The 12,685-nt window shown below is 64.8% G+C and carries 17 protein-coding genes; 1 reads left to right on the forward strand and 16 read right to left on the reverse strand.

Features of this window, described 5'->3' with window-relative positions; all coding sequences use genetic code 11:
* On the forward strand, positions 1–1,329 hold the full coding sequence (locus MCUHO_RS03420) for an AIR synthase-related protein (RefSeq protein WP_067073372.1): 1,329 nt from the start codon (positions 1–3) through the stop codon (positions 1,327–1,329).
* Positions 1,330–1,385: 56 nt separating this feature from the next.
* Here MCUHO_RS03420 and MCUHO_RS13150 read toward each other — a convergent pair whose 3' ends face one another.
* The 16 genes from MCUHO_RS13150 to MCUHO_RS03495 form a co-directional block, all read right to left on the reverse strand.
* Positions 1,386–1,628 (reverse strand): type II toxin-antitoxin system HicA family toxin, encoded by a 243-nt coding sequence (locus tag MCUHO_RS13150; protein WP_084385902.1) that lies wholly within the window; start codon positions 1,626–1,628, stop codon positions 1,386–1,388.
* Positions 1,606–1,881, reverse strand: coding sequence for a hypothetical protein (locus MCUHO_RS03425; protein WP_067073374.1), 276 nt, complete (start codon positions 1,879–1,881; stop codon positions 1,606–1,608). The genes MCUHO_RS13150 and MCUHO_RS03425 overlap by 23 nt, the downstream gene beginning before the upstream one ends.
* Positions 1,882–2,234: 353 nt before the next feature.
* A complete protein-coding gene (locus MCUHO_RS03430; protein ID WP_067073377.1) occupies positions 2,235–3,509 on the reverse strand; it encodes a serpin family protein in 1,275 nt (424 codons plus the stop codon).
* A gap of 138 nt (positions 3,510–3,647) precedes the next feature.
* Positions 3,648–4,208 carry a winged helix-turn-helix domain-containing protein gene (locus MCUHO_RS03435; RefSeq protein WP_067073380.1) on the reverse strand — a complete coding sequence of 187 codons (561 nt, stop codon included), beginning with the start codon at positions 4,206–4,208 and terminating at the stop codon, positions 3,648–3,650.
* A 128-nt stretch (positions 4,209–4,336) separates the two neighbouring features.
* Complete coding sequence (locus MCUHO_RS03440; protein ID WP_067073383.1) at positions 4,337–5,053, reverse strand: class I SAM-dependent methyltransferase; 717 nt, start codon at positions 5,051–5,053, stop codon at positions 4,337–4,339.
* On the reverse strand, positions 5,028–6,038 hold the full coding sequence (locus MCUHO_RS03445) for an AAA family ATPase (RefSeq protein ID WP_067073385.1): 1,011 nt from the start codon (positions 6,036–6,038) through the stop codon (positions 5,028–5,030). The genes MCUHO_RS03440 and MCUHO_RS03445 overlap by 26 nt, the downstream gene beginning before the upstream one ends.
* Complete coding sequence (locus MCUHO_RS03450) at positions 6,025–6,756, reverse strand: 4-phosphopantoate--beta-alanine ligase (RefSeq protein ID WP_067073387.1); 732 nt, start codon at positions 6,754–6,756, stop codon at positions 6,025–6,027. Before MCUHO_RS03450 ends, MCUHO_RS03445 begins: the two co-directional genes overlap by 14 nt.
* Complete coding sequence (locus MCUHO_RS03455) at positions 6,753–7,595, reverse strand: pantoate kinase (RefSeq protein WP_067073389.1); 843 nt, start codon at positions 7,593–7,595, stop codon at positions 6,753–6,755. The genes MCUHO_RS03450 and MCUHO_RS03455 overlap by 4 nt, the downstream gene beginning before the upstream one ends.
* Positions 7,577–8,707, reverse strand: coding sequence for a bifunctional phosphopantothenoylcysteine decarboxylase/phosphopantothenate--cysteine ligase CoaBC (gene coaBC / locus MCUHO_RS03460; RefSeq protein WP_084385903.1), 1,131 nt, complete (start codon positions 8,705–8,707; stop codon positions 7,577–7,579). The genes MCUHO_RS03455 and coaBC overlap by 19 nt, the downstream gene beginning before the upstream one ends.
* On the reverse strand, positions 8,704–9,573 hold the full coding sequence (locus tag MCUHO_RS03465; protein WP_067073395.1) for a class I SAM-dependent methyltransferase: 870 nt from the start codon (positions 9,571–9,573) through the stop codon (positions 8,704–8,706). Before MCUHO_RS03465 ends, coaBC begins: the two co-directional genes overlap by 4 nt.
* 8 nt (positions 9,574–9,581) lie before the next feature.
* On the reverse strand, positions 9,582–10,625 hold the full coding sequence (locus tag MCUHO_RS03470; RefSeq protein WP_067073397.1) for a 60S ribosomal export protein NMD3: 1,044 nt from the start codon (positions 10,623–10,625) through the stop codon (positions 9,582–9,584).
* Positions 10,626–10,628: 3 nt separating this feature from the next.
* Positions 10,629–10,922 (reverse strand): DUF424 domain-containing protein, encoded by a 294-nt coding sequence (locus MCUHO_RS03475; protein WP_067073400.1) that lies wholly within the window; start codon positions 10,920–10,922, stop codon positions 10,629–10,631.
* A gap of 44 nt (positions 10,923–10,966) precedes the next feature.
* Positions 10,967–11,797 (reverse strand): TatD family hydrolase, encoded by an 831-nt coding sequence (locus MCUHO_RS03480; protein WP_067073403.1) that lies wholly within the window; start codon positions 11,795–11,797, stop codon positions 10,967–10,969.
* Positions 11,769–12,122: a dihydroneopterin aldolase family protein gene (locus MCUHO_RS03485; RefSeq protein WP_067073406.1), complete on the reverse strand. Its 354-nt coding sequence runs from the start codon at positions 12,120–12,122 to the stop codon at positions 11,769–11,771. Before MCUHO_RS03485 ends, MCUHO_RS03480 begins: the two co-directional genes overlap by 29 nt.
* Before the next feature lie 74 nt (positions 12,123–12,196).
* Positions 12,197–12,433: a type II toxin-antitoxin system HicA family toxin gene (locus tag MCUHO_RS03490; protein WP_067073408.1), complete on the reverse strand. Its 237-nt coding sequence runs from the start codon at positions 12,431–12,433 to the stop codon at positions 12,197–12,199.
* Positions 12,434–12,649: a type II toxin-antitoxin system HicB family antitoxin gene (locus MCUHO_RS03495; protein ID WP_048114158.1), complete on the reverse strand. Its 216-nt coding sequence runs from the start codon at positions 12,647–12,649 to the stop codon at positions 12,434–12,436.
* Positions 12,650–12,685 lie beyond the last annotated feature (36 nt).

Below are 12,685 nucleotides of genomic sequence, written 5' to 3' on the forward strand. Positions count from 1 at the left end.
ATGGATGTAGAAGAGATCAGCCGCCGGCACCTCGCCGCCGGCACCCCTGACGACGAGATCGTGCGCTTTCTCTCCCGGGATATCCTCTCGATCAAGCACCACCGCGTAACACCCGCATACGCCGAGGCATTCGCCCGGGCGGTCGTTGCCGAAGCAAAGAACTCGACCGGGCTCTCCGGCGACCTCTTCACGTTCGAGCCATCCGGTTCGACGATGGGCGAGTTCGGCGTCGGCTCGCGGGGGTCGGGCGACTTCTTCGCCCACCGGCAGCTCGCCCGGATCATCGGCCGGACGGAGGCCGCGGTCGGCGTCGACGAGATGGACGACGCCGGCGCCGTCCGTGCCGGCGGGGACTACATCATCACCACCGTCGACGGGATGCACTCCCGCCTCTCCGACTTCCCCTTCCTTGCCGGGTTCCACGTCACCCGGGCGACGCTCCGCGACGTCTACGTCATGGGTGCAAAACCCGTCGCGCTCCTCTCCGATATCCACGTCGCCGACGACGGCGATGTGGCAAAGATATTCGACTACACGGCAGGCGTCTCCGCCGTCGGCGAGGCGATGGGCGTCCCGCTCGTCACCGGCTCGACCCTCCGGATCGGCGGGGACATGGTGCTCGGCTCCCGGATGACCGGGTGCGTCGGCGCCGTCGGCGTCGCGAACCACCTCACCGCCCGGAAGCAGATCGCCCCCGGCGACGTCCTCCTCATGACCGAAGGGGCGGGCGGCGGGACGATCGCCACCGCCGCGATCTACTCCGGGTTCCCCGAGGTCGTCGAGGAGACGATCAACCTCCACTTCCTCAAAGCCTGCGAGGCGCTGCTTGCGAGCAGTGTCCTCAATAGCATCCACGCCATGACCGACGTCACGAACGGCGGGCTCCGGGGCGACGCCTACGAGATGGCCGAGACCGCTGGCTGCCGGATCGTCGTCGTCGAGGACGAACTCCGCACCCTCGTCCGGCCGAAAGTTCTCGAGATGCTCGACGCGCTCGAGATCGACTACCTCGGCGTATCCCTCGACGCCCTCCTGGTCGTCGCGCCGCCCGAGGCTGCGCCGGAGATCCGGCGGGTCGTGGAGTCCGCGGGCGTCGCGATGAAAGAGATCGGCTACGTCGAGGTAGGAAAGCCCGAATCCGTCCTCTCGGTCGGCGGCGAGATCCGGGACTTCACTCCCCGGTTCCGGGAGTCGGCATACACCCCGGTCAAGAAGGTCGTGGACGAGGACAAACGGGACTTCGAGGAGATGAAGGTCGGGGTCGAGCGGGCGGCGGAAGCGGCGCTTGAAAAGAAGCTCCGGATCCTCTCCCGGCTCCGGTCTTCGTGAGGAGATCGGATGCATTCTCGATTGGCGGAAGGATATCTGTTGCCTTAAGAAGAGGGTTATCGTAAGAGATCGTAGACGTGTTCTTTCGTCATGCCCTCAAATTCTGCGATGTCGGTGACGATTGCGTTCAGTGTAGCTACATTAAGTTCGTCGTGAAGGGGTATGGTAACCCGAAGTCGTTTATCTCCAACAACTTTACGCATCTGGACGTGACTTCCGGCCTGCCGGAGAAAAGAAAATCCAAGTTTTTCAAGGACTTTGATAGTCTTGAAACCACTAACAACCGGGTGTCGCGGCAATGATATCGACCTTGTATTCGAAATTTGACGGGATCGGGCTCTCCTGTTCGTGGGTTTCGGATTTGTACCTGGTTACAATGGTGATTCGTTCTCCCGCTTCGAGCTCTTCCGTGTAATGGAGCGACGTTGCTTCCAGGATGTTGTCGATGAGTTCTCCGATGCTTTTGCCCTGGGTAAAGATGGCATTTTCAGGTGCATGTGCGCTGGCGCTCCACCATCCTTCGGCATACGTTACTTCAAATGTGACCAGCATGACGTTACACCTCTGCGTAATTGGGATATTGGGTTTTTCAGGGATAAGTTTGGTGGTGACATGGTTGCCACATCCAGATCACATTATCTGTCATCATCTTATCGGACGCGCACGACGGGGTCGGCGGTATCGGTATCCGCAGTCAGAGGAGATGCCGTTCCCCGCGCCTGCCATCAGGGTGGTGTTCTCGGCAACGCCCTCGTAGTCGTTAACCTGCTCTTTTCTCCTGTCTCCTGCAGGAGTATGCAGGTGGGCGAGTGCGATGGGCATCGGGATGCCGGATGGGAGGGCACCCTGCGCCCCCTCCCACGAACCGACGGAAGGGGGGAAAGAACGACCCCTTGTTCCCCCCTTCACGTGCCTTCGGGGTTGACGACCCTCCCCATGAAGAGGATCGCGCCTGAATCCTTCTCAGTGATGAGGAAGATAAACGGGTGGTCCGCACGGAAGACGGGTGCGGTCTCCGGACCTACAGCCCCCCCGCCCGCGATGATGACGGCGGTCGCCGCCGCTGCCTCGGTTCCCTCCTCGTTCACGTCGACGAACGCCTTGTGGACGACATCGCTGATGAAGAGCATATCCGTGCCGTCCATCCCCGAGAAGTTGGCCGCATCAGTGAACGCCGTCGGCATCCCCATCGCTGCGAGCGCCTGCGGGAGACTGTACTCCGTCTCAAGCGTGAACTTCGGGAAGACGACCCTGACGCGCCGGTCGGTCAGCGAATCCCGGATCCCGGTGAGCGTCCCGACGTCGAGAACCTCTTCTGCTGCCGTCAGGTTGTCTTCCTTCGGGAGGAGGACGAGCATCGAGAGTTCCGTTCCGTTCCCGTGCGCATACGGCATCCTGAGCACCTGGAGGGTCCCCGTCTCGGTATATCCGTATATGGCATCCTCGTCCGTCCGGTGCATCATCTGGACCTGCACTGTCTCGTCCTGAGCGATCCGGAACGCCTCCTCCGTCGTCTCGGCGGGATCGAACTGCTTGACCCAGGTACCCTTGAAGTAGATAGCGTTCGTGATCACGAGCCGGGTGAGGTCGTCGATCGAGTCGGCTGGGAGAAGGTCGCGGATTTTATCCTCGGTCTGCTCTTCCACCCACCGGTTGATCGTCTCCCGCGACCCCTCGGGGTCGTTGATGAAGTCGAAGTTCGTGACGTTCGCCCCGTACCAGCGTTCGGCAATCCCAGTGTAGTCCGGGAGGAACGAATAGGTCTCCTCCGCCCAGAGGGCGTTTGCGGTGCGGAGGGTGTAGTTGGCGCTCCCCCGATTGAGGCCGGCATCCAGCCAGGCAAACCCGGCTCTCCGGAGGGTCTTGTTCTCCGGAAGGTGCAGCACCGACCGGATCTCGTCGGCGGTCGTGCCGCGGGCGCCCTCGCAGGTGATCGCGAGGGCCGAGGTGATGCTGTAGGGCGAGAAGAAGAGGTTGTCTCCCGCATGCGCCGGCTCGGCCGCGAGGTGGCGGTAGAGGTCGACCGCGAACCGGTTGTTGCCGGCCGCCACACTATCGTCGGCTACGGATTCACCGGAGACCGAGGTCGTGTTCAGAGGTGCGGTCCCGCAGACAGCCAGTCCTGCAAGAATGAGCGCCAGAACCAGGATGCCTATTCCAGAGATCAATAGTCTTTTCATCGTTCTCTCCCGTGGATGGCATCGAGGTGGCCGGTGATCCGCGAACCGGGTAACTTCCGGGCATCCACACGGAGTCTTTCTGCAGGAAGACGATAATATCGGCGAAAGCGTTCGATCCCGGTCGAACGGGTTCAAAAACTATATCAGTCGCGTGGCTTCCCCACCCGCAGGATTGGGAGACTGCGTCGCTGCACGCATCTCCCGCCACCGGACGCAGGCATACGCCATGAGGACCCCCCCGATCACCGCGAGCGCGATCCCGGCAACGAGCAGTTCCACGGGAGGCCCCTCCGTGACCGGGAGGCCGCCGCCGCCTATTGGTCTCGGAGAGATCGGCCCTTCCCGGACCGGCGCGGTCAGGAAGGCCGCGAGGGCACAGACCCCTCCGGCGAGGCTTGCCAGTCCCGCAGCCAGGATTATCCGGATCCGGGCACCGCCGTGCGGCTGCAGGAGGGCCAGCCCCTCCGGCGTGAGCGCGTAGTACACCCAGGCGTGTCCGTCGTCGCCTGCGGCGACAAAACCGGCGTCGGCCAGTCTCTGCAGGTGGTGATGAACCGTGGATTTTGCCAGGTTGAGGTCGGCCGCAAGTTCCGTGATCGTCATCCTGCGTATATGCAGAGCCTTTAAAATATCAAGCCGGGTTTCGGATGCGAGAACCTCGAACGTATCCTTCGTCAGGATGATATCGGCCGGCTCCATAGGGGAGTAGTTCGGAAAGACGGGATATAACTATTCCGTTATCCCCACATCGCAAAAAAGAAGCCTCCTCATGCGGCCGGGTCGAGTGAGAGCAGGGAACGGCCCGTGCGTCCCCTCACAGACGTGACTTAACTCTCTGGTTTCTTCCCCGCCGCGCAGACGTTATACGCCAGGTACGGCAGTTTCTCCTCGACGATCGGCTCCACCTTCCGTGCGAGGTTGAAGACCGGATCGGCGAGGTTCAGGTGCGCAAACGAGCACCGGCCGACCGAGACGTCCGTAAAGCCGGCCTCGCGGAAGAGCCCCGCGATCTCGGCATTGGTGTAGTAGTGCTCGTCGAAGTGCCCGACGCCCACCTTCTTCAGGCCGACCTTCTCCCCCACCTGGTAGGCGATAGGGACGATGCTCGTGAAGACCGTCCTTGATAAGGTGCAGATCGCGATCCGGCCGCCGGGCTTCAAGACCCGGTAGCACTCCCGGAGCATCCCCTCCGGGTTGGGGACGTAACTGAAGGCGAGCAGGCTCGCGAGGGCGTCGAAAGTGCCGTCCTTGAACGGGAGGACGTCTGCCGTACCGACGCAGAACCCGCTCTCCGGGCACCGCTGCCGCCCGTGCCGAACCATCCCCGGGCTGATATCGAGCCCGAAGGCCCGGCCGCCTTCCGCGACGTAGCGCTGCACGAAGAGCCCGGTTCCGCACCCGACGTCGAGGAGGAACCCCCCCTTCGGGAGTTCGCTCATCACGTGTTCGGAGATGTGCCCGTGGTAATACTTCCCGCGGCTACCGTCGTAGCGCTCGTCGTAGATATCCGCGACCTCGTCATAATGTTGCTGTACTTTCTTCACTGAACACCTCCCGGGCTATCCGGGCAAGTAGTGCATTGATCTGCACAAAATCGTTTGCGTTGTGGGAGAGCCGGAGATCCGCGTCGGCGAGCGCGACGGCAAGGGCCGGGTGGTTGTACTCGCGCCGGGCCACCTGCCGGAGTTCGCCGACGACCTCCCGCGCCGAGAGTCCGTACTCGATCATCAGCGACTCGGCGATCCGGCGGGCGGCGTCGAAGTTGCCGTCCCGGAGGGCGACGAACGCCGACGTAGCGACGTTTGTGGTCTCGGAGCGCGAGATCTCCGCAAGATCGAACTCCTGCTCCGCTCTTGCGGCGATCTGCAGGTACATGATCGCACGCCGCAGGTCTCCCTGCGCGGCATACACGATCAGGTCGATGTCGTCGGCCGGAACCGCCGCCCCTTCCGCGGCCAGGATCTCCTCGAGCCGGGTCAGGACGAGACTGCTCTCGACCGGGGCGAAGAAGAGCGGCAGGCAGCGCGACGCGATGGCGGGGATGATCGCCGAGGGGCGGACGGTGACGAAGATGAACCGGCAGGTGGCGCTGTAGCGCTCCATCGTCCGGCGCAGGGCCTGCTGCGCCTCGAACGTCAGGCCGTGCGCGTCCTCGAAGACCATCAGCTTGAAGTCGGCGTCGAGCGGGCGCATCGAGGCGTACCACTTCACGATCTGCTTGAAGTTGACGATCAGGCTCCGGTCTTTGCGGTAGATCATGCTGAACCGCTCGTCCGTCTCGAGCGCGCTCCTCCCCCGCCCGAGAAGGTCGGTCGCGCTGAAGACGGTCGTGTTCGCCTTCCAGTTCTCGCCGTAGAGCCTTTTTGCGAGGCACTCGACGGCCGCGGTCTTCCCGGTGCCGTGCGGGCCGGAGATGAGCATGTGGGGCACGCTGCCGGAGTCCGAAAACGCCGTTAAATGGCGAACGACCTCGTCCTGTCCGATGATATCGTCGCACCGCGCCGGGCGGTAGACCTCACTCCAGAGCATGGGCCAGTCTCTCTCTCATCTCATCTATTGCCGCCCGAAGGAGATAGGCATTGTCCAGTGAGGCGACCAGTCGCTCGGCCTCGTCAGGCTCGAGGGAGGCACACGCCGCGGCGATGGCCGGAATGGCGCGCGTCACCTCGTCGACGATCGTGAGGCTCGCCGTGCGGGCTGTCCGGGAGAGCGGGTTTAGGTCGACGGTGATGACCGCTTTGCCCATCTCGCGGAGCGCGGCGCACCGGTCCCCGTCCTCGAGCGGCACCAGCACCACGTCGGCGTCCCCGATCCCCTCCGGCAGCGAGAGCGCCCGGTCGTGGGAGAGCGGGACGATCCGCTCCGGCGTACCCGAAAGAACGCGGACGCCGTGCTCCGTAAGAAGCCGGTTGATCCGCTCGATCCGCTCCTCCGTCCGGTGGAAGAGGTTCACCTCGACGTCCGCGCCGCTCGCCCGCTGGAGCGCTGCGATCTCCGCCGCCGCAAGCGCCGCGGTGTTGCCGTTCACCGATATCACCGCGTGCCGGGCGGAGAGCAGCATCGCCGCAGCCGTCCGCTCGGCGAGGGCGGCGCTCTCGGTCGTCTTCTCGCCGATCAGGTAGTCGAACGCTTCTCCGCGCCCATGGGCGGCGAGCCCTTCCGGTGCGACGATACCCTCGCGTGCGCACCGGGCCAGCTGTTCGCGGGCGACAAGGGATCGGTAGCGTGGATGGTCTTTTGGAATCATGGTTTCACCTCGATCAGGTATGCGCCGCGGCGGGCGACGCGGAGACGGTAGACCTCCCCGAACAAAGAGAGCACCTGCTCCGCCCCATCTCCTGCGGCAAAGACGCCGTTTCCAAGCATCGTCATGCTCGCCGGGACCCTCTCGGCGTCGCAGGCAACGAGCACCTGCCGCACCTCCGGTGCGATGAGCCCGCTCTTCTCGGCGAACCCCCGCGAGAGGAGGCAGAAGTCGGGGAGGTCGCGGGGGCAGCGGTCCGGGAACGCGTCGGCTATCCGTGCCATCGCCTCCGCCGACGAGAGAACCGAGGCGGTCGGGAGCGCCCCGAGGCTCACGGCGTAGAGGGGCTCTTCCGGATAGATGCGGGTGATATCCGCGTGAATCCCCGCTCCCTTCCGGCAGACGACCCCGCCGGAGATGCTCGCGGCGACGTCCCCGAGTCCGGTGCGGTGGAGAACCTCGGCCTCATGCGCCCGTGCGGACACGTCGTCCGCGGAAAGATCGAGATCGAAGAGATGGTTCACCGCCGTGAGCGTCGCAAGAAGCGCCGCCGCCGAGAGCCCGAACCCGGCGCCGATGGGGAGCCGGCATTCCGTCGTGACGCGGGCCGTGACCCCCAGCCGTTCGAGGGCGTACTCGATCGGCGGCGACCCGGCGCTCGCGTGACCCTGCCGGACGACCCGGACGCTCGTCTCCGGGGCCTTCTCGACCGTCGAGCGCACCCCTTCACTGATGACCACGCCGGCCCCGACGCTCCCGGTATCTTCCGGCCCGATTCCTTCGACGCGCCGGAAGTAGCCGGAGATGTGTCCGGGGGAGAAGGCTACAGCAGTTCGGACCATATCGCCCTGGCGACCTCCTCTTTGCTCCCGGAGACGTCGCGCGTCCCGCCGGCGGTCATGATCCGGAACGATCCTTCGGCCGCGCCCATCGTCGGGGGAGCGTTCACGACGACAACGCTTGCGCCCTCTTCAAGCATCGCTCGCGCCCGCTCCTCCTCGTCCCAGCCCAGTTTGAACGCCACCGTCACGGGACTGCATGCCGCCGCCACCGCGCCGATCACCTTCGGGAGGGGGTCGAGCCGGACGGTCAGCGGCGAACCGCTCGGGATCTTCCCCTCGTGCCGTTCGGGGGCAAAGTCCGATATCGCGGCCGCGCTGACGTAGATGTCGACCCCCTCGTCGCGGCAGACCGAAATGACCGCATCCCGCATTTCGGCCGCGGTCGTGGCACGGATGTTTTTGACGCAGGGGATCGACCCCGCGTGCACCACCGTCACGTCCGCCCCGAGCCGGAAGGCCTCGAGCGCGAGCGCCCTCCCCATCCGCCCGGTCGACCGGGTGGTGAGAACCCGGACGTCGTCGAGGGGTTCCGCGCACGCCCCGCTCGTGATCAGCACCCGTTTCCCCGCGAGCGGCCGGCCCGAGACCGCACGCTCCGCGTGGAGGACGATCGTATCGGTATCGGCGATCTTCGCCTTCTCCTCCTCGATCCGGGGGTCGATGACGTCGATGCCCCAGGAGCGGAGCCGTCCGAGGTTCTCCGCGACCCCCGGGTGGCGGTACATGCTCTCGTGCATCGCCGGGACGACCACCACCGGCATCCCCCGGCCGAGCGCCGTCGTCGCGAAGGTCGTGACCGTTGTATCGTCGATCCCGCAGGCGATCTTACCGATGGTGTTTGCCGTAGCGGGCGCGACGAGCAGGAGGTCGGCCTCCCCGCCCTCCCCGCAGTAGAGGACGTGCTCCACCAGGCCGGTGATCCGGCTGATCGCCGGCCGCCCCGTCGCGTAGGTCAGGGCGTCGGGGTGGATTATCCCCGCTGCCGCCTCCGTCATCACCGCCTGCACCGTCGCGCCCCGGCGGCGCAGGGCATGGGCGAGTTTCACCGTCTCGACGGCCGCAATGCTCCCCGTCACGGCAAGCACCACCGTCTTTCCCGAAAGCATCTTCACGATATCGTCACATCCTGCACCATATGCCACGCGTGCGGGCCGTATTTCTTCACCCGGCGCGAGATCACCGTTGCCGAAAATCCAGCGCCCGCAACCTCTTTTTGGATCGTCTCGCCCGCGTCCCCGATACTGTGGACGTGGAGCACGCTCCCCTCCCGGACGTGGGCGAGGGCGTCGGCGAGCATCGAAGGCGCGTCGAAATGCCCCATCAGAACCCGATCGTAGACCCCGGAGAGGAGGTCCCGGCAGTCGCCGAGTTCTCCCGTGGCCCGGTCTGCAACGTGGTTTGCCATAATGTTACGTTGCAGGTATTCAAAGGCTATTGGGTTGATCTCCATCGCGTGGACCCGTGCACCGCTCATGGCAGCAGGTATGGTGAAGTAGCCGATCCCGGCGAACATATCCGCGGCCCGCTCGCCGGGCCGGACGAGGGCGGCGATCTTCGCCTTCTCGTTGCGGTTTCCCTGCGCGAACATCACCCTTGTCGGGTCGAGGAAGAACGTGTAGCCCTGCTCGCGGTGCCGCACCTCGCCGGCGGTGCCGTAGAGGATCTCGGCCTCCGGGATGCGCATCGCGTCGATAAACCCCTTCACCCGGACGACGCCCCGGGGACGGCACTGCTCCACGATCGCGGCAAGTTCCTCATCCGTCGGCGCGTCGCCGTGGAGAATCGCGACGTCGCCGACGAGATGGTAGCCGCGGCCGCGGTAGGTCTCCCGCTCGGGAAGATCCGTATCGGCAGAATAGCCCTCCCTGACCGGAACCCAGGCGACGCCGCCCTCGATATACGGCCGTCGGGAGGTATCCACCCACTCTTCGTCCGCGATATCGGCGAGGGCGGCCGCCGGCACCTTCCGCGCACGCATGCCAGGACTCACCCGACGATGACCAGCCGGTCCTGCTCCTCGTCGCGGAGCACCCGGATCGGCTCCCCCTCTACCGGGAACGTCCACGAGACCATATTGAGTTCCCGCGTCTGGTAGGTCTTCGGGTCCATCAGCCCCACGACGCCCGGTTGCGTGAAGACGACGAGCGCGGACTCGGCCTCGCGGACGTTCCCTAAACGGCGCTCGATCTCGCCCTCGGTAAGCGTCCGGGCAACGCCGGCCGTGAGATCGAAGACCCGGAGACGGTGCCCGTCGATATCGCGCACCTCGAAGTAGTTGCCATGGGAGACCACCACGTCGCCTTTCTGGTAGAACGGCAGCCGGAGAGAGTAGGTGATCCGGTAGAGCGCTTTTCCGTCTTTCTCGCCGACCAGCTTCGGGTGGGTCGTGAACCGCCCGCCGAGCGCCCCCGTGATCGCCCTCGATATCTCCTGGCCGAGGTGCTGCGTCCCGACGGTGATATCGACGCCGTCCTTCGTCTCATCGAGATCCGATATGAAGGAGAAACGGTCGCCCCCCTGCTGGAGCGACTCTTCGGCCTGCTGTGCAAGGCTCGTGGCGACCTCGCGCTCGTAGGCGTTGATCTTTCTATTGGTCGCCCGCACCTGGACGATACCCTCGTAGTAACCTCCGGAGATGCGGCTGCACCGGTCGCAGGACTCCCTCTGCCAGCGGATCTCGGTTCCGCAGGTTCCCCTGACCGGGACACCGTAAATGGTCGCCTCCACCTCGACGGTGCAGGCTGTCCTGTTCGTCGCGATCTCTTCCGAACGGACGGTGACCCGGATATCCTTCGCATCCTCGTGGATGCTGACCGCCGAGACCGCCAGCTCGGTGATCTGGTCTTCCCGCGGCATCTGCAGGTCAGACCAGGTCTTGCCGCGTTTCTGCGACTCGCAGACCGGACAGTAGATAGCGGTCACGTACGGCTCGCAGGTCAGCAGCCGCACGTCCGCGGCCCGGCACTCCGGGCAGACTCCTTCCTCGCTCGGTTTCCCGCAGCGGGGGCAGATGCTCGTCTGGATGGTCATGGATCAGATCCTGAATATCTGGACGTGGGGCACGTCGCCGATCATGATACACTCGTTCTCGGCGACGAGTCCCATGGCAACGGCGAGGGCTACAACGCGCTTGCCGATGATATTGGCGTTCTCCGCGCCCGCGAGCGCTCCCCGGACGTCCTCTTCGCCGGCGCGCTCGGTGCCGTAAAAACCCCCGGTGATGCAGACCTCGACGTCTCCGTGCATCAGGGTGACGTCCATGAGTTCGGCGTCGCAGGCAGCCACCACTTCACCGGCGCCCGGTATGCGGTGCACTTTCAGGTACATCACATACCGTTTGACGGGAGTCGTCAAAAAGGTGCGCAGTTCCGTTAAGGAAGCGCGATATCCACGCCGTAGGTGCGCGACGGGGTCTCTCGATGGATGCGCCAGGCGTCCTCTTCGGTGATCAGCCCTTCTTCGAGGTACCGGCGCGTGAACCGCGGCACCGACTTCGGCCCGATGACCGCGCCGGGCCGGGAGTTCTCGTCCATGTAATCGCTCTCCATGGTGAACCGCCGGCCCGACCGGGCGAGCGCGGGGATCTCCTCGTGCCGCGCGATGAATGAGGGCATGAGCGGGGTGTCGGGTGTCGCGAAGTGTTTGACGACCCGCTCGACCGGGATGCCGGCCCGCTGTGCCATATCGACGACGTCGGTGCAGGGCCCGCTCTCGGCGTGGAGCTGGACGGCACAGCTGCAGTCGGCGGCAAGTTCGAGCGCGTGGAAGAGGACCGCGTTCGAGGCGGCAAGCACCTCCGGCGCGACCTCGTAGTGGGGCCGGCCGCTCTTGAGGGCGACGGCCTGTCCGCCCTCGACGTAGCGGGCGGCGAGGTCGAGCCCGGCCATCATCACGCCGGCGGCCGCTTCAAGGCTCATCCGCGCCGTAAGCCGGCCTATCTCCGCGGGGTGGACGCCGAGGACCGGGTAGACGACGAGCCCGGTCTCGCGGACCATCTCCGCCACCCGGAGCGTGGCGTCGAAGACCTCCCGGTAATCCTCGCCCGACGAGGGTTCGACTCCAAGCGACCAGGAGGGTTTCGCGACCAGGAAGATGTGCGTCCCCCCGCTGCGGCGAAAGTCCTTTGCGGCCTCGACGCCCCGGCCGTTTGCCGGGTCGATGTGGATATGGTCGTCAGTGATCGGTATCGCGGGGAGTTTCATGGAACTCGACGATCTCCATCATGGGGTAGTCGTCCTCGAGGTGCAGCCGGGCGCGGCAGACGGTCGTCCCGACCTCGGTCGTGATAGCGGCGTCGAACATCTTCCCGGCAAGTTCCGAGTAGCCGAACCGGTTCGAGACCATCATCTCGCGGTTCAGCCGGACGGTGATGTTCGTCACATAGGGCTGCAGGCCGACGGCCTGCTCGATGGCGGTCTCGACGGCGGCGGCCGTCTCGCGGGCGATCGGCGTCCCGACGAACTGGTGGTAGAGGGCGCCGAGCTTGATCCCGGCTTCGAAGGCCGCTCTCTCGCGGTCGGTGATCATGGTTAGTAGGTTTGTGGGTATGGGAGTAAGAAGGTGCGCCCCCCCGGAGGGGGTGAGAAAGAAGGGGTTCTGTTTTACACGCGCTCATAAACACGCAAGAACTCTTCTCGAGAGATACCTGCCTGCGTGCAGATGGTTCGGAGGGTCGGGCCTTTGATTTTGGGGTGATTCGGCATCGTGAGCGGCGTCGTTGTGCCGTCCGGATTGCTGCGGATAAGCGCGATAGGGTTGCCCGTCCTGACGATCTGAAAACCGAGCGCCTCCAGCGTTTTCAGCACCTTCCGCTGGGGCGCATCGTGCGGGAACTTCATCTATACAGCGACTTCGGCGACGAAGGTCTCCATGATGTCGTTGTTCTCGAACGCATCGTTCCCGAAGGTCTCTATGTGAAACTGTATGGCGGATTTCACCTCGGCAAGCGCCTCTTCGTAGGTATCCCCCTCTGCAACGACGACACCCTTCAGACCCAGGGGGTAGGCGACATAGCCGTCAGGATGCTTCTCGACGATGATTTTCAAGGTTTTCATGGACACTTATCTCTCCTGCATGTAATCAGAGTAGAG

The sequence above is a fragment of the Methanoculleus horonobensis genome (assembly GCF_001602375.1).
GTDB classification, from domain to species: domain Archaea; phylum Halobacteriota; class Methanomicrobia; order Methanomicrobiales; family Methanoculleaceae; genus Methanoculleus; species Methanoculleus horonobensis.